We start from the raw sequence: 16,616 nt of genomic DNA, 5'->3' as shown, positions 1-16,616 counted from the left end.
CCCGTAGTAAGTGAAAAATCCTCTGTGATCGGGGAAAAAGTACAGATCCTGGACAGAGAGTTTGATTATACCTGCGTTTCCATGGGGAACCCTCACGCCGTTGCGTTTGTGGATAACGTAAAGGATTTTCCTCTGGAAACTTACGGCAAGGTATCTGAATGTCACCCCATGTTCCCTGAAAGAGTGAATACGGAAATGGTGGAAGTCATTGACGAAGGCCATGTAAAAATGCGTGTATGGGAACGAGGCAGTGGTGAAACATGGGCCTGCGGTACAGGTGCCTGTGCAACAGCCGTGGCCTGTCATCTGAACGGCAAAACCGGCAGAAAAGTAGATGTGGAATTGATCGGCGGCACATTGACTATTGAATGGAGAGAAGAAGACAATCATGTTTACATGACCGGTCCTGCTGCCTTCTCCTTTGATGGTGTATGGCTGCAGGAGGTATGATATGGCAAAAGAATTACACGAATTGAATGATCTGGAGGAAAGAGTCATTCTGGTAGCCGTGGAAATGGACGACAGACGCAGCCGTTCTGCCATGGAAACAGAAGCCTGCCTGGATGAACTGGAAGAACTGATCAAAACAGCAGGTGCAACAGCCGTTGCCCGTACCATCCAGAAAAGAGAACGCATTCATCCCGGTCATTATCTGGGGACAGGGAAGATCGAAGAACTGAAAACCATGCTGGCGGCCTATGATGCCACCGGTATCGTCTGTGATGATGAACTTTCTCCTGCTCAGATGAAGAATCTGGAACAGATGCTGGGTACAAAAGTCATGGACAGAACCATGGTCATCCTGGATATCTTTGCGGCAAGGGCATTGTCCGGTGAAGGGAAGATTCAGGTAGAACTGGCACAGCTGAAATACAGACTGTCCCGGCTGGTGGGGATCGGTGCATCCATGTCCCGTCTGGGCGGCGGCATCGGTACCAGAGGTCCCGGGGAAACAAAACTGGAAACAGACAGAAGATACATCAAGGAACGTATTGCAGAGCTGAACCGAGAAGCACAGGATATCCGCACCCATCGTGAATTGCTGCGCAATCAGAGAAGCAAAAAGGGCACGCCTGTCGTTTCTCTGGTAGGCTATACCAATGCGGGGAAATCTACTATCCTGAACTATCTGTCCGATGCAGGGGTTCTGGCGGAAAATAAACTTTTCGCTACATTGGATACTACCACCAGAAAAGTGGAACTGCCCGGTGGTTCTGAAATTTTCCTGACAGATACGGTAGGTTTCATTCAGAAGCTGCCTCATCATCTGGTACAGGCCTTCCGCGCTACGCTGGAAGAACTGCAGTATGCAGATATCCTGCTGCATGTGGTGGATGCATCCAACCCCAACAGAGCGGAACACATGAAGGTGGTTTATGAAACCCTGAAATCCCTGAAATGTGAAAATACGCCTGTCATTACGGTATTCAACAAAATGGATAATGATGTGGAACTGCCTCTGCCCATGGACACCATGGCAAGAGATATCGTGCAGGTATCCGCATGGAAGGGCGACGGTATGGATCTTTTGCTGGAACGCATCGAAAAGCTGCTGCAGAGTTTCCGCAAATCCATGACAGCTCTGGTGCCTTATACAGAAGGCAGCCTGATCGGCTGGGTACATGGCAGATGTGAGATCATTCGGGAAGAACATACGGCGGAAGGCGTTCTGCTGGAGGTCTATGTGGATGAGGAATCTGCCAACAGACTGGCAAAATTTAAAGTGGAAGCATAAGAAAAAAGCCTTAAGGAGTATACCTTAAGGCTTTTTGTTATAGTTGAGGAAATTCTTTTTTCGGCATCTTTCTTAAAACGGGAACGATGGCAAGGGTCAGTGGTGTCAGAGAACCGATCCAAGCCAACGGATTGGCGATACAGGTGCCGGCATAGCCGATGACAGAAGTCAGGGCAATGGCAGCGATACTTCGCATCACCAGTTCCGCAATACCTGCAACGGTAGGCACGAAGCTGTAGCCCAGACCCTGTAGGGAATAACGGAATACAAACAGTAGGCCGAGCAGAGGATAACAGACCCCGTTGATGATCAGAAATTCATGGGAAAGGGCGATGGCTTTCTCGTCTCCCTGCAGGAACAGGGCAGAAAGGGCATCACCGAAGCAGACATCAATGATCCCGATACCGACGGCAAAGATCACGGAAATGATGCAGCACTGGAAGATCCCCTGACGAATACGATGGGGCTTGTTTGCACCGTGGTTCTGACCAACGTAAGTGGCCATGGCGATGCCAAAGGACATCAGCGGCAGCACCCCTAAGTTATCCAGTTTCATAGCGGCTGTATAAGCGGCGATCTCTGTGGTGCCCAGTGCATTGAGGGCAAACTGTACCACAATGGTGCCAAGGGCAATGATGGAGGACTGAAAGCCCATAGGAAGCCCTAAGTGCAGGTGCTGCTTCCAGTCGGCGGCAGTACATTTGAAATGACGTTTGCTGATACAGAGAACAGGCACCTTCCATTTCACATAGGCAATACAGAGAAGCCCGGAAAGAAACTGCGCCAGAACAGTGGCATAGCTTGCACCTTCCGTACCCATACCAAAGCCAAGAATAAAGACGTAGTCCAGAAGGATATTCAAAACACAGGCGATGATCAGAAAAATCAGCGGGCTGATGCTGTCCCCTACGGCACGCATGATATTGCTCATCAGGTTAAACAGCATGCAGGAGACCGTACCTGCCACGATGACGATGAAATAGCGGTAAGCATCGTCAAATATTTCTGCAGGGGTACGCAGCAGTGTCAGCATGGCTCTTGTGCCGAGAACACCGACTAGCGTCAGTATGACTGTAATGATGATGCTGATGAGGGCGGAAACGGCAAAACTGTGTTTCACTCCTTCTTCATCCTGAGCACCAAACCGTTGGGCAGTGGCAATAGACATACCTGCGGTAGCCCCTGTGGCAAAGCCGAGGATTAGAAACATCAGTCCGCCGGTACAGCCAACGGCGGCGAGGGCATTGGAGCCGAGGGTGCGTCCAACAATAAAGGCGTCAGCCATATTGTAAAACTGCTGAAACAGATTCCCGATCAGAAGGGGAATGGAGAAGGATAAAATTTGCTTGGCAGGAGAGCCAACTGTCATATCTTTTGCCATAAATACACCAACTTTCAATGAAATTATCTTTTGTAAAAAAATAAGAAAGACCAAGGCATAAACCTTGGTCTGAAAAGTGAGTCACCCGGGACTCGAACCCGGGACACCTGGATTAAAAGTCCAGTGCTCTACCGACTGAGCTAGTGACCCGCAACGAAAATTATTATAATGGATAATAAACTTTTTGTCAACGGATTTTTTTGATTTTCTGAAAAAATTGCGGTATTTTTTTGATCGGAAAAATGTTAAGAAAAATGTTAAGAAAAATGTAAGGATTGGAATCTCCATTTTCTGCTTCGAACGTGGTATGATAAGAATGGGAAATCATGAAAACAGGCGCATTTTGTCATAACCATCATGCGTTTATGCTATAATCAGAAAAGAAAAAGAACAAGGGGGCAGAAGCTGAATGGAACAGTTCAATATTTTGGTTTGTGATGATGATAAGAGCATCGTAGATGCCATTGAAATTTATTTAAAACAGGAAGGTTATCATGTGATCAAGGCCTATAACGGTCTGGAGGCTTTGCAGGCGCTGGAAGAAAACGAGATCCATCTGATCCTGCTGGATATTATGATGCCCCAGATGGACGGGCTGCAGGCAACAGTGAAGATCAGAGAAAATCTGAATATCCCCATTATAATTCTTTCTGCCAAGTCGGAAGATACGGATAAGATCCTCGGTCTGAATTTCGGTGCCGATGACTATATCACAAAGCCCTTTAATCCACTGGAATTGATGGCTCGTGTAAAAAGCCACATGCGTCGTTATACAGCCCTGGGCAGCATTGCGGAAAAGAATAATCTGATCCGTATCGGTGGCATCGAACTGGATAAGGATTCCAAACAGGTGCGGGTGGAAGGAGAACTGATCCGTCTGACTGCAACGGAATATGGGATCCTGCAGCTGTTGATGGAAAATGCAGGTAAGGTATTCTCTATCGATGAAATTTATGAAAAGGTATGGAATGAACATTCCTTTGCGCCGGAAAATACAGTTTCTGTGCATATTCGTCGTATTCGTGAAAAAATTGAGATCAATCCAAAGGAACCCAGATATCTGAAGGTGGTGTGGGGTATTGGCTACAAAATTGAAAAAATCTAAAGCGTTTCAGATGCGGTGGAAGGCCATTGGTGTCCTCCTGTTTTTCGCCTGCGCCATGTCCATCTTTTTCTGTAATGTAGTTGCGGTGAATATTTCCAAAGAATGGAACAGAGATGTCATCAATGCGGATACGGTGTATGACACACAGGAATTTCATTCACTATTCAGTAAGGCGTTGGATCAGGCGGTGCTGGCAGATATCCATTATCAGAATGAAGCCCGTATCGAAGCTGGTGAAACAGTGGACAGAGAAGAACTGATCAGCGGATTCAAACGATATTACGGCATTATGGACGGGGTCATTACCGGCAATACGGAGATCAATGAAACCTATGACGGTTTGATCATCTATGGCACGATCCCGGAAAGCCTGCAGGGAAATCTGAAAGAATATCAGGAACTGGTGGAAAGCCGCCTTCCTTCTTATTATAAAATGTATATCCAGCGTCAGCTGGATGAATATAAAAGCAGTATCCGCTATCTGGAAGAACTGAGAAACTTTCTTTACTATGTAGAGGATGAAAAGGGAAATCTGATTGGCGGCAATGCATCCAAAGGTGAAATCGACGAAGCGGATCGTACGCTGGTGCTTTCAGCGGGGTTCAGCAGCGATCATTTGGGAGATACTGCCTATTATTTTGATGCATACAGCAATCCGGTTCTGGAACAGAGTAACTATAAGTTTTATGGCGCGATCCGTGATCCACTGCTGCCAGGAGATGCTTTTTATGACATGGGGCAGGATTTCAGTTACGCAAAGCAAAGTCTGCCGGCTCTGTTTGGTGTGTTTTTCGTATCCCTTCTGGGGGCGGTTGCCTGTCTGATCCATCTGATCCGCGTGACGGGACAGAAGGAACGCTATGGCAAGGTACAGTTCATGGTCGTAGACCGCATTTATAACGAAGTGCATTTCCTGCTGGTATTCCTTTATGCAGTGGCTTCTACGATGGTAGCGACGGTATTGATCGAGACGATCCTGCAGGGGACGGTGCAGTTCTGGAGCTATGTTTTTGCTACGATGCTGGGGGTATTGTATCTGTCGGCGGTAGCCATTGGCCTCAGTTATGTGCTTTCCGTATCAAGACAGGTGAAGGACAGAAGCTTCTTTCGTAATACATGGATCTCTGTATCCATCCGCAGGATGAGTGAACTTTTCACAGGCAAAACCTTTCGTGGGTGGATGGTCATTGTCATGCTGTGCTATGGTCTGGGCAACTGTGCCCTTATGGGGGCCATCGTACTGGCGCCGCTTTACGGATACCCCAAAATTGCCATACCTTTTGGGATAGGGCTGCTGCTGTTCAATGTTTTCTGCATGTATCTGTTTATTCGTGCGCTGCGCTCTCTGAAGGAGATCATGGTTTCTGTAAAGGAAAGTGCGAAAGGGAACTTCTCTTATGCGCTGGATCTGAATAAGATCTCTCCTTCTTTTCTGAATTTTGCGGAAGATGTGGCCAATATTCAGGAAGGGTTTAAAAATGCGGTAGACGATGCCGTCAAAGGGGAACGAATGAAGGCAGAACTGATCACAAATGTTTCCCATGACCTGAAAACACCTCTGACTTCCATTATTTCCTATGTGGATCTGCTGAAAAAGGAAAAACTGGAAAACGAAAGGGCAGGGGCTTACGTGGAAGTACTCCATGAGAAATCCTATCGCCTGAAGCAGCTGATCGAAGACCTGATCGAAGCCAGCAAGGCTTCCAGCGGAAATCTGACCGTAGAAAAAATGCGGGTGGATTATAAACAGCTGACGCTGCAGGCCATGGGAGAAATGGAAGATAAGACGGAAGCCATGGGGCTGGTTTTCAAGGTCAGCTGCGAAGAACCTGTATTTATCGATGCTGACGGCGGCCACATGTGGCGGATTCTGGAAAATCTGCTTTCCAATGTCATCAAATATTCCATGCCCAATTCCCGTGTTTATGTGGATATTTTCAAAATGGACGGCTATGGTGTACTGGTGATGAAAAATATCTCTGCGGCTCCCATCGATTTTGATGAGACCAGACTGACAGAGCGTTTTGTCCGCGGGGACGAAAGCCGCACCACGGAAGGCAGCGGGCTGGGGCTTTCCATTACTCAGAGCCTTGCGGAAATTCAGGGCGGTACCTTTGGGATTCAGGTGGACGGCGATCTGTTCAAGTCCATCGTCAGCATCCCTCTCTGGGTGGATGAGGAGGAAGACATTGAGGAGGAATAATTTATGGCAAAATATATGGGAGAAAAGGTAGATGATCGATTTGAAAAAATTTATTCTCAGAAAATGGGTACGATCGAGATCATCTTGGATAAAGAAACCGGCGTACAGTATCTGATTTGTGTCAATGGTTATGGTGGAGGGATTACCCCCCTGCTGGATAAAGAGGGGAAACCTTCTATTTATGATCCATACAAATAAAAACAAAGTGTCTGACTGAAAAGATCAGACACTTTTTCTTTGCAAAATAGTTGCGAAGGTGATTTTTGAGGTGTATACTATCTGTTGTTTCAATTCAGGCAATAATCGGGAGGAGAGTCCTGTGATCAGAGAATTTTATAATAAATATCAGGATAAATTTGATAGAAGTGAGGATAATTTCCTGCATTTTATCGCGTGGATGTGTGCCGGGATCGCCATCGGTTTTGTGGTCGGTTTGGTAGGGATCGCCTTCCATCTGATGCTGGAATGGGCGACGGAATTCCGCATGGAACATCCGATGCTCCTGTGGCTTCTGCCTTTGGGTGGTCTGGCCATCGTTCTGGCTTATCGTTTGGCAGGCATGGAAAAGGATAGAGGAACGAATTTTATCCTCGTAGCCGTCCGTTCCAATGAAGATGTGACCATCAAAACAGCACCGCTGATCTTCTTCAGTACGGTGGTGACCCATCTTCTGGGCGGTTCCGCCGGCAGAGAAGGGGCTGCACTGCAGCTGGGGGGCAGCCTTGCATCCAGTTTTGGCCGCATGTGGGAACTGAACGAAAAAGAAAAACGAATCATGACGATGTGCGGTATGGCAGCAGGGTTTTCTGCGTTGTTTGGCACGCCTCTGACTTCTGTGATCTTTGCCATGGAAGTCATCACTGTGGGCGTGATGCATTATTCGGCTATTGTGCCCTGTACGGTGGCGGCACTGGTAGCCTCTGGTATGTCTCAGGCTATGGGGATCGCGCCTACGGCTTTTACTATTGCGCATATTCCTGAAAAGATCATGATGGAGGTCAGCTGTGGGGTCGTGATCCTGGGGATCGCTTCTGCGCTGGTCAGCATCCTGTTCTGTATTGTTATGGAACATACCTCTCATATTTATCGAAAATATATTCAGAACCCCATGCTGCGTGTATTTCTCGGGGGCTGTATCGTGATCGCACTGACATATCTGGTCGGCTGCAGAGATTACAACGGTGCCGGCATGGATATCATTACCAATGCCCTGCATGGAGACGCAAAGGCGGAAGCCTTTCTGCTGAAGATCCTCTTTACGGCGCTGACGCTGGGGGCAGGGTATAAAGGCGGCGAGATCGTACCGTCCTTCTTTATCGGTGCGACCTTCGGCTGTGTGGCAGGCTCTCTTTTAGGGCTTCCTGCAGGATTTGCAGCGGCACTTTGTATGGCAGCAGTTTTCTGTGGTGTAACGAATTGTCCGCTGGCATCAATTGTTTTGTGTATCGAACTGTTTGGTTTCAAGGGGACAGGCTATTTTGCTCTTTGCTGCGGCATCAGCTACATGCTTTCCGGCTATTATGGTCTGTATTCGGAACAGAAGATCATGTATTCCAAGGTGCAGCCTGAGTTCATCAATAAGAATGTACATTGATGAATCACAGGAACGAAAAGGATTTATAATCTGGACTTTGTATACAAGAGGTGTATAATTTAAAAATATTCATTATTTTATGCATAAATTGTTATAAAAAAATAAAAGGCGGTTTTTTTCGAAATAAGGAAAAAAGCCGCTTTTCTTTTGAATTTCTATTGAAAATAGTATATGTTGCATGAAAAAATGGGGTGAAATCCGGAATTTATAGTTTAAGTTGGTCATTGTATTTTATGCACTTTGAGAGTATAATTCCATTTATAAATCAGTACATGAAAAATGTATCATACATTTGGGAGGAAAAGATCATGAAAAAATTTATGAAAGGCCTTTTGGCTACAACAATGGTATTTGCAATGATGACATCTCTGGTTGGCTGCGGCGGCGGTTCCGAAGCAGAAGCACCTGCAGATGAAACAGAAACACTGGTAATGGCTACAAACGCAGCATTCCCTCCTTACGAATACTACGAAGGTGAAGAAATCGTTGGTATCGATGCAGAAGTTGGTGCTGCAATCGCTGAAAAACTGGGTATGGGCTTTGAAATTTCCGATATGGAATTTGACGCGATCATCCCTGCAGTAACAAGTGGCAAAGCAAGCTTTGGTATGGCTGGTATGACAGTAACAGAAGAAAGAATGCAGTCTGTAGACTTCTCTGATTCCTACGCAAAAGGCGTACAGGTAGTTATCGTTACAGAAGATTCCGAAATCACAGACGTAGATCACCTGTTTGCAGGTGAAGATACACACGTGATCGGTGTTCAGACAGGTACAACAGGTGACCTGTACTCCACATGGGATCTGGAAGACGAAGGTCTGGCTACAGTTTCCAGATTCAACAAAGGCGCTGACGCTGTTTTGGCTCTGACAGAAGGCAAAGTTGACTGTGTTGTTATCGATAACGAACCTGCAAAAGAATTCGTTGCAGCAAACGCAGGTCTGAAAATTCTGGAAACAGCATACGCTGAAGAAGATTACGCTATCTGCTTCGCAAAAGACAGCGAACTGACAGAAAAAGTAAACGGCGCACTGAAAGAACTGATCGCTGACGGTACAGTTCAGAAAATCATCGACAAATACATCAGCGCTGAATAATCAAAATTGAAATTTTGAGAAGGTAACTTTCAGGGGTGGCCAAGGTCATCCCTGATTTGCTGTTTATGAAACTTTAGAAAGGGGCGTTTTCTGAAATGAGTTTGAAAGAACGTTTTATTTTCAACTTCATTGAATCTAACAGATGGAAATATCTGTGGGATGGCCTTGGTGCTACACTGCAGATCACATTCTTTTCCTTGATTCTGGGTGTCATCATCGGTATTTTCATCGCGATCATCCGTTCTACATACGATAAGAACGGGAAAGAAATGAAAGGCTTTGGCAAGCTGATCCTGACAATACTGAACGGTATTGCCCATGTTTATCTGACTGTGATCCGCGGTACCCCCGTTGTTGTACAGTTGATGATCATGTACTATGTTGTTCTGGTTTCCACCACAAATCAGATCCTGGTTGCAACCATTGCCTTCGGTATGAACTCCGGTGCTTATGTAGCGGAAATTTTCCGAAGCGGTATCATGGCGATCGATAATGGCCAGTTTGAAGCAGGCCGCAGCCTGGGCTTTAACTTCGTGCAGACAATGAGATATATCATCATTCCACAGGCATTCAAAAACGTACTGCCTGCACTGGCGAATGAATTTATCGTACTGCTGAAAGAAACATCTGTATCCGGCTACATTGCGATGCATGACCTGACAAAGGGCGGCGACATCATCAGAAGCCGTACTTATGACGCATTTATGCCACTGATCGGCGTTGCCATCATCTATTTGGCGATGGTAATGTTCTTCACATATTTGGTTAGTATCCTTGAAAGGAGGTTGAGAAACAGTGAACGCTAATGAAACTCTGATCAAAGTTGAAAATCTGCAGAAATACTATAAAGGCGGCGAGATCAAAGCCCTGGATGGTATCAATACAGAAATCAAAAAAGGCGAAGTGGTTGTAGTGATCGGCCCTTCCGGTTCCGGTAAATCTACTTTCCTGCGTTGTCTGAACCTGCTGGAAGTGCCTACAGGCGGCAGCATCTTCTTTGAAGGTACAGCTATCACAGATGAAAAAACAGATATCAATATCCATCGTCAGAAAATGGGCATGGTGTTCCAGCATTTCAACCTGTTCCCTCACATGACGATCCTGAAAAATATGACCATCGCTCCTATGAAACTGCTGAAAAAGAGCGAAGCAGAAGCAACAGAAAAAGCAATGCAGCTGCTGAAACGTGTTGGTCTGGAAGACAGAGCTAATGCATATCCTTCTCAGCTGTCCGGTGGTCAGAAACAGCGTATTGCTATTGTGCGTGCTCTGTGCATGGAACCAGAAGTAATGCTGTTTGACGAACCTACATCCGCACTGGATCCCGAAATGGTTGGTGAAGTTCTGGAAGTAATGAAACAGCTGGCTCATGATAACATGACAATGGTGGTTGTTACCCACGAAATGGGCTTTGCGAAGGAAGTTGCTACCCGCGTGATGTTCATGGCAGATGGCAAACAGGTAGAAGAAGGCACTCCTGCGGAAATCTTTGATTCTCCTAAGAGTGACCGACTGCAACAGTTCCTGGCGAAAGTGCTGTAATTACAATAAAAATAAGCCTCAGACGGAAGTCTGAGGCATTTTTTTGTTCATTTTTCAGGTACATCGTCTCCATCCATCATGGGGATGCCTGCAGCCGCCAGAGCCTGTGCAAACATTCCTTTCCCTTCGATCAGGGTTTTGGTGAAAGAACCGTCATAGATCTGCTTGCAGCCGCAGGAGGGGCTTCTGGGCTGCAGGATGGCGAGGTCAATGGTTTCACCATTCAGTTTTTCCATGGTCTTTTCCACGCCGCTCTGGAAAAATTCGGTTACGTCTTCTCCGTCGCGGTTGATGGCTTTGCCGTCCTTCAGTTCCACAGGAACACGGGGAACGGGCATACCGCCGCTGACTTCGGGACAAACAGGAATGACTTCGTGTCCCTCAATATAATCCAGAACCTTCTGGCTGCGGTTGTTGCCGCCGCTGTATTTGCAGTTATGCCCCAGCAGGCATGCGCTGACTGCGATTTTCATGTCTTTTCCTCCTTAAAATTGATTCAGTTTTTCCTGCAGATCGTTGAAAAACCTGGACAGATGATAGCCGTCCATGCAGGCGTGGCTGATGGTCAGGGTAAAGGGCATGGTGGATCTGCCGTTTTCTTCTGTGTATTTCCCAAAGGTGATGAGAGGGAACAGATTGGGGGAACCGCCGTAATTTACGGGGCAGTATGCGGTATAATCCATCCAGGGAACACAGGAGATACAGAAGAAATTCATAGGCTGTCCTTCTTTTACTTTGATCCCTTTTTTATCTTTATAGGTTTCGGCATCAGCCAGCAGGTTGTTGTAAAAGGCATTAAAATCCGCATCATACTGGCTCCATACATCAGAGAAAGTTTCGTCATCCTCATGGAAGATGGTAAAATTGGGATTCAGGTAAGAGAAATAACCGGGATTTCCGTCTTTATCCACGTTGGTACACATTTCGGGCATGGATGCGATGAGCTGCCCTGTCAGAGCGGCAAATGCAGGAAAGAATTTTAATCCCCTTTTTTTTGTTTCTGAAAGAAAATGGGTCACATCCAGACGTACAGTCATGGAATTTACGGACTTGACGAAGCCTTTGGTATAATAATCGAAATGCTCACTGCGGGGCCATGTATTTCTGTCATATAAGGTGAAAATTGCTTCTTTCATGGGGATCATCCTTTCGTTGTTTTTTTCATTATAACATAAAAAAGCCCTTCGTACAGAAGGGCGAGAGATTTCTTAGTATGTCAGTGTCACTGTTTTTGTTGCTGCATCCCAATTCAGCTGAGAACCATCGATTTCCATAATGCTCATCCAGTCTCTCAGGGAAACGAACAGTCTGCCGTTCACTGTTTCTGCAGGAGTGGAAAGTACGATTTTATCCAGTGCTTTTGTGTAGGTTGATTCACCGGGTTTGATGCTTACCAGTTTGTTGTTTACAAATGTGTGGGCGCTTTTTGTGCCGTTGTTCCAGTTTACGACCTGTTCGGGGTTGGAAACTTCCAGCAGAGCGCGCAGAGGCAGCATAGTATAGCCGTCTTTGTTCAGATAGGGTGCTACGTCTGCGGTATAGGAAACTTCGCCGTTTTTCAGGATCTTTTTGGCACCGATGATAATTTTGTATTCATTCAGTGCGGCGGATTCCGCAGAGGTGTCTTCGTCCTGTGCAGGTTCTTCTGTTTCGGGTTTTGCTACAGCTTTTCTGGCCACCAGATTGATGTAATCATCATCCCACTCGTCATCGGTTTCGGCATAATCCAGCCAGTTGGAAGAAGTTTTTACACCGGATTTTTTTACCAGAACAATGTTGCGGTCTTTGTGGTCTTTTTTATTGAAAATCAGTTTCGCATCGTCCTGAATGCTGATCAGAGTTTTGTCTCCTCTGGCGTTGTCCAGATAGATCACATAGCCTTTGGATTCTACGGTGATCTCTACTTCATCATCGATCAGCAGGGGGCCTTTTTTTACAAAAATAGCATCGGCACCGGAACTGTCCAGTGTAATTTCCAGTTCACCGTCGCCATAAAAGTTTACTTCACCTTCGCAGTAGAAGGCATCACAGCGGTAAGAATGAATATTCAGCACGTTATCTTTGCCTTCGATTTCCACATAAGCTTCATCGGGCAGATAGATCGCTGCTTTTTCTTCCAGTTTGCCTTCGGGAACTTCATAATAGAAGTTTTCCAGTGTCAGCGTCAGGCCGTTAGCATCCCAGTACCAGCCGTCGCCTTCACGGTCTTCCTCTGCATAGCGAAAGTCCATGATGTCTGTATCCAGTGTATGAAGGGGTTCTTCTGCCATTGCAGTTACAGGGCATGTGCCGAAAAGAATCGCTGCGGAAAGAACGCTGCAAAGTACTTTTTTATTCATGTGTCGTCCTCCTTTTTATAATCAAACTATTTTTTATATGATATCATACCCACCATGAAAAACCAAGGCGGGGAATCATAAGATTTTCTTAATGTTTGACGTACAGATGTACTTTTTGTTCCATGAAGGGATTTTTTCTGCAAAGACGGGTGTTCTGCTGGTGTAATCCTGAAAAATATAGTATAATAAAAGGTAATCCAAAATGGAGCAGTATGTGTAAAAAATCATTGCCGAAAGAATAGAAACGGAGGAAAGGCATGAAATATATCAACGAATTAAGAGAGGGAGAAACTGTCATTGAGCATTACCTCTGCAAATCCAGACAAAGTATGAAATCTCGCAATGGGAAAACATATCTCTCCTTGAAATTACAGGACAAAACAGGCATCGTGGATGCAAAGGTCTGGGATATGAATAAAGATATCCAGTCCTTTCAGGAAAATGATTTCATCAAGATCGACGCTTTCGTAACAACATTCAATAATGAACTGCAGCTGAACGTAAAACGTGTGCGCCGCAGTCGGGAAGGGGAGTATGATCCTGCGGATTTTATCCCCAGCACAGAAAAGAACATCGACGAAATGTTCAATCAGCTGATGGGCTATATCAAGACCATCCAGAACCCCTATATCAAAAAACTGCTGGAGGAAATCTTCCAGAAACACCCTGTGATCAGCAAGGATTTCAAATATCATTCCGCAGCAAAGACCATGCATCATAACTACCGTGGGGGATTAGTGGAACATACCCTGTCTGTGACACAGATCTGTGATTTTATGGCACCCAGATATCAGTTTGTAGACAGAGATATGCTGGTGGCCTGTGCGATGCTGCACGATGTGGCAAAAATCATGGAACTTTCCGATTTCCCTGAAAATGATTATACCGATGAAGGTCAGTTGCTGGGTCATATCTTTATGGGGGCACAGCTGATTCGTGATACAGCGGCAAGAATCGAAGGTTTCCCTGCACAGCTGGCAAATCTGATGATGCATTGCATTCTGTCTCACCATGGCGAACTGGAATACGGTTCTCCCAAGGTGCCCGAAACCATCGAAGCCTTTATCCTGCATTGCGCAGATAACATGGATGCCAAAACAAAGATGTTCGAAGATATGATCGCAGCCAACGATACCCAGGGCAGCTGGGCAGGTTACCATCGTATGCTGGCGAGAAATATCAGAAAATCCGATTGGAAATAAGAGGAAAGAGATATGGAAAGGAAAACGCTTTCCGCCCATGAAATCAGCAAATTCGATTACTGCCCCTATCAGTGGTATTATGAACGGCTCTATGGCCGCAAAGAACTGAGAAGGTTGTATGTAGAACGAAATGAACGGCTCAATCTGGAAGACAGTCTGGCCAGCGAATTTCGGAAAGGAGAAAAATATCACCGCAGAAGTTATCTTTTGCTGAAATGCAAAAGAATGCTTTGGAAACTGATCGTGATCCTTTTTACGGCAGCGGCAGCAGCGGGATATTGGTGGATCAAACATGGCGGAGTTGTTTGAAAATATGGTAAGCAGATTCGGTTTTGCGGACTGGGCGATCATTGCGATCGCAGGCCTTTTGGGATTGCTCCTGCTTTTGAAAAAGGGAAAACCGAAGATACAGAAACTGACAGCCAGAGACGATGTACGGGGCTATGCCCTCATTTATGCCGATCAGAAACAAGGCAAAAAGCATGAAGAGGATTTCGGGAAACTGCTTTACTCTGCCAAATACGAACTGCAGGGAAAGCCGGACTATGTTTTTCAGAGCCCCATTCTGAAGAAAATCGTTCCGGTGGAACTGAAAAGCGGTTCCATCGGCGAAGAAGAACTGCCCCATCATGGCGACCTGCTGCAGTTGGGGGCTTATTTCCTGATTCTGGAGGATGTCTATGGGCAGAAGCCGCCTTTCGGCCGCATCGTTTATCAGGACTATATGTTTGAAATCAAAAATACGGCAAAAATCCGCAATGAGGTGCTTTCGACCATGAAAGAGATGCGAGATATGCTGCAATATGGCGCAGGCAAGGCAAAGCCCAGCTTTGCTACCTGCCGCCCCTGTGTCTGCAACGGCACAGTATGTCAGTTTTCTGAAACAGAGATAGTTAAAGGAGAAGAGGAACAAGATGATTCCTGTAGAGAAGAATAAAACTTATGAAATGCAGATCGATGCACTGGGTAGTAACGGCGAAGGCATTGGCCGCATTGATGGCTATACGGTCTTTGTGGAAGGTGCGCTGCCCGGGGAAAAAATCAGTGTGCTGATCGTAAAAGTAAAGAAAAACTACGGCTATGGCAAACTGATGGAAATTCTGGAAGCATCTCCGGAACGCAGAGATCCTGTGTGCCCTGTGGCGAAACAGTGCGGCGGTTGTCAGCTGCAGCATCTGTCCTATGAAGCGGAACTGGCTTATAAAACCAGAGAAGTGAAAGACGTGATGGAACGCATTGGCGGCATCAAGGGTGTGGAAGTAAAACCTGCGCTGGGGATGGAAGATCCTTGGAGATACCGCAATAAGGCTCAGTTCCCTGTGGGAAGAGGAAAGGATGGCTGTGCCATCGGTTTCTACGCAAAAAGAAGCCATCGCATCGTGGATACAGAAAAATGTTTCCTGCAGAATGAATGTAATGATGTGATCATCGGCATTGTCAGAGAATTTCTGAATGAATTTAATATTCCTTTGTATGATGAGGAAAAACATAAAGGTCTGGTGCGCCATATTTTGACTCGTATCGGCAGAAACAGCGGCGAGATCATGGTCTGCATCGTCATCAATGGCAAAAAACTGCCCAACAGCGAAATTCTGGTGGAACGTTTGCAGAAGGTGGAAGGCATTGTTTCTATCGTTCTGAATGTAAATAAAGAAAAAACAAATGTGATCCTTGGTCAGAAAATCATTACCCTCTGGGGCAAGGATACCATTACGGATTCTATCGACGGCATCCAATTTGAAATTTCCCCTCTGTCCTTCTATCAGGTGAATCCCATTCAGACAGAAGTGCTGTATGGCAAAGCGGTAGAACTGGCAGGGCTGAAAGGGGATGAAACGGTTCTTGACCTGTATTGCGGCATTGGTACCATTTCTCTCTTCTTTGCCAGAAAGGCGAAAAAGGTATTCGGTGTGGAAATCGTTCCCGAAGCCATTGCCGATGCAAAGAAAAATGCAGCCAGAAACGGCATTACCAATGCGGAATTTGCCGTGGGCGCAGCGGAGGAAGTCATTCCCAGACTGTATAAAGAAGAGGGCATTACAGCGGATATCGTTGTGGTCGATCCTCCCAGAAAGGGCTGTGATGAAAAACTGCTGGAAACTATCCTGCAGATCAGCCCCGAAAAAATCGTATATGTTTCCTGTAACCCTGCTACATGGGCAAGGGATCTGGTAGTTCTGAAGGAAGGTGGTTATGAACTGAAGGAAGTTCAGCCCGTGGATCAGTTCAGCCATAGTGTCCATGTCGAGGTCGTATCTATGCTTCAAAAGCAGAAGGCGTAAAATTTTAGATTTTCTGGAAAAAGATATAAAAGAGAGGTAATGTGGATACATTGCCTCTTTTCTGTCATGCCATGGCCTGAAAGGCGATTAGCGAAGGAGGAACGAAAATGGGATTGAACACCCTTTTTCTTGCACA

The 16,616-nt window shown here is 46.0% G+C and carries 17 protein-coding genes and 1 tRNA gene; 13 read left to right on the top strand and 5 right to left on the bottom strand.

Annotation, left to right across the window (positions count from 1 at the left end; translation table 11 throughout):
* Window positions 1-450 (top strand): diaminopimelate epimerase (gene dapF, locus ACJMLT_RS08140; protein ID WP_405729233.1); only part of this gene is annotated, 450 nt, incomplete at its 5' end.
* Between the two features lies 1 nt (window position 451).
* On the top strand, window positions 452-1,735 hold the full coding sequence (gene hflX / locus ACJMLT_RS08135) for a GTPase HflX (RefSeq protein ID WP_405729230.1): 1,284 nt from the start codon (window positions 452-454) through the stop codon (window positions 1,733-1,735).
* Between the two features lie 37 nt (window positions 1,736-1,772).
* On the opposite strand, the gene ACJMLT_RS08130 is transcribed toward hflX, so the two are convergent.
* Both ACJMLT_RS08130 and ACJMLT_RS08125 read right to left on the bottom strand, forming a co-directional pair.
* Window positions 1,773-3,170, bottom strand: a complete 1,398-nt coding sequence (locus tag ACJMLT_RS08130; protein WP_405729227.1) for an MATE family efflux transporter — start codon at window positions 3,168-3,170, stop codon at window positions 1,773-1,775.
* Window positions 3,171-3,193: 23 nt separating this feature from the next.
* Window positions 3,194-3,266 (bottom strand) — tRNA-Lys (locus ACJMLT_RS08125).
* A gap of 259 nt (window positions 3,267-3,525) precedes the next feature.
* Between ACJMLT_RS08125 and ACJMLT_RS08120 the strand changes: the two genes are divergently transcribed.
* The 7 genes from ACJMLT_RS08120 to ACJMLT_RS08090 all read left to right on the top strand — a co-directional run bounded on the left by ACJMLT_RS08120 (window position 3,526) and on the right by ACJMLT_RS08090 (window position 10,657).
* On the top strand, window positions 3,526-4,221 hold the full coding sequence (locus ACJMLT_RS08120; protein ID WP_405729224.1) for a response regulator transcription factor: 696 nt from the start codon (window positions 3,526-3,528) through the stop codon (window positions 4,219-4,221).
* Window positions 4,196-6,424: a sensor histidine kinase gene (locus ACJMLT_RS08115; RefSeq protein ID WP_405729221.1), complete on the top strand. Its 2,229-nt coding sequence runs from the start codon at window positions 4,196-4,198 to the stop codon at window positions 6,422-6,424. Before ACJMLT_RS08120 ends, ACJMLT_RS08115 begins: the two co-directional genes overlap by 26 nt.
* A 3-nt stretch (window positions 6,425-6,427) precedes the next feature.
* Window positions 6,428-6,622 carry a DUF6440 family protein gene (locus tag ACJMLT_RS08110; RefSeq protein ID WP_405729218.1) on the top strand — a complete coding sequence of 65 codons (195 nt, stop codon included), beginning with the start codon at window positions 6,428-6,430 and terminating at the stop codon, window positions 6,620-6,622.
* Window positions 6,623-6,743: 121 nt separating this feature from the next.
* On the top strand, window positions 6,744-8,018 hold the full coding sequence (locus tag ACJMLT_RS08105) for a chloride channel protein (RefSeq protein ID WP_405729215.1): 1,275 nt from the start codon (window positions 6,744-6,746) through the stop codon (window positions 8,016-8,018).
* Between the two features lie 308 nt (window positions 8,019-8,326).
* The gene (locus ACJMLT_RS08100) at window positions 8,327-9,115 is read left to right on the top strand and encodes a transporter substrate-binding domain-containing protein (protein WP_405729212.1); all 789 of its coding nucleotides are present in this window, start codon (window positions 8,327-8,329) and stop codon (window positions 9,113-9,115) included.
* A 95-nt stretch (window positions 9,116-9,210) separates the two neighbouring features.
* The gene (locus ACJMLT_RS08095) at window positions 9,211-9,921 is read left to right on the top strand and encodes an amino acid ABC transporter permease (RefSeq protein ID WP_405729209.1); all 711 of its coding nucleotides are present in this window, start codon (window positions 9,211-9,213) and stop codon (window positions 9,919-9,921) included.
* Window positions 9,911-10,657, top strand: coding sequence for an amino acid ABC transporter ATP-binding protein (locus ACJMLT_RS08090; RefSeq protein ID WP_405729206.1), 747 nt, complete (start codon window positions 9,911-9,913; stop codon window positions 10,655-10,657). The genes ACJMLT_RS08095 and ACJMLT_RS08090 overlap by 11 nt, the downstream gene beginning before the upstream one ends.
* Before the next feature lie 47 nt (window positions 10,658-10,704).
* On the opposite strand, the gene ACJMLT_RS08085 is transcribed toward ACJMLT_RS08090, so the two are convergent.
* The 3 genes from ACJMLT_RS08085 to ACJMLT_RS08075 form a co-directional block, all read right to left on the bottom strand.
* Entirely contained in the window at window positions 10,705-11,130 is a 426-nt protein-coding gene (locus ACJMLT_RS08085) for a DUF523 domain-containing protein (RefSeq protein ID WP_405729203.1), read from the bottom strand.
* Between the two features lie 12 nt (window positions 11,131-11,142).
* Window positions 11,143-11,793 (bottom strand): CatA-like O-acetyltransferase, encoded by a 651-nt coding sequence (locus ACJMLT_RS08080; protein WP_405729200.1) that lies wholly within the window; start codon window positions 11,791-11,793, stop codon window positions 11,143-11,145.
* A 72-nt stretch (window positions 11,794-11,865) separates the two neighbouring features.
* Window positions 11,866-12,996, bottom strand: coding sequence for a copper amine oxidase N-terminal domain-containing protein (locus ACJMLT_RS08075; RefSeq protein WP_405729197.1), 1,131 nt, complete (start codon window positions 12,994-12,996; stop codon window positions 11,866-11,868).
* A gap of 257 nt (window positions 12,997-13,253) precedes the next feature.
* Here ACJMLT_RS08075 and ACJMLT_RS08070 point away from each other — a divergent pair, with 257 nt between their 5' ends.
* The 4 genes from ACJMLT_RS08070 to rlmD are packed head-to-tail and all read left to right on the top strand — an operon-like array spanning window position 13,254 to window position 16,480.
* Window positions 13,254-14,198 carry a 3'-5' exoribonuclease YhaM family protein gene (locus ACJMLT_RS08070; protein WP_405729194.1) on the top strand — a complete coding sequence of 315 codons (945 nt, stop codon included), beginning with the start codon at window positions 13,254-13,256 and terminating at the stop codon, window positions 14,196-14,198.
* Between the two features lie 12 nt (window positions 14,199-14,210).
* Window positions 14,211-14,507, top strand: a complete 297-nt coding sequence (locus ACJMLT_RS08065) for a hypothetical protein (protein WP_405729191.1) — start codon at window positions 14,211-14,213, stop codon at window positions 14,505-14,507.
* Window positions 14,491-15,135, top strand: coding sequence for a CRISPR-associated protein Cas4 (locus tag ACJMLT_RS08060; protein WP_405729188.1), 645 nt, complete (start codon window positions 14,491-14,493; stop codon window positions 15,133-15,135). The genes ACJMLT_RS08065 and ACJMLT_RS08060 overlap by 17 nt, the downstream gene beginning before the upstream one ends.
* Window positions 15,113-16,480 (top strand): 23S rRNA (uracil(1939)-C(5))-methyltransferase RlmD, encoded by a 1,368-nt coding sequence (gene rlmD / locus ACJMLT_RS08055; protein WP_405729185.1) that lies wholly within the window; start codon window positions 15,113-15,115, stop codon window positions 16,478-16,480. The genes ACJMLT_RS08060 and rlmD overlap by 23 nt, the downstream gene beginning before the upstream one ends.
* The last annotated feature ends 136 nt before the right edge of the window (window positions 16,481-16,616 follow it).

Source organism: Anaerotignum sp. (assembly GCF_045122575.1).
In the GTDB taxonomy this organism is placed as follows: Bacteria; Bacillota; Clostridia; order Lachnospirales; family Anaerotignaceae; genus Anaerotignum_A.
Note: the sequence above shows the minus strand (reverse complement) of the source record. Positions and strands in the feature narration are given on the sequence as shown.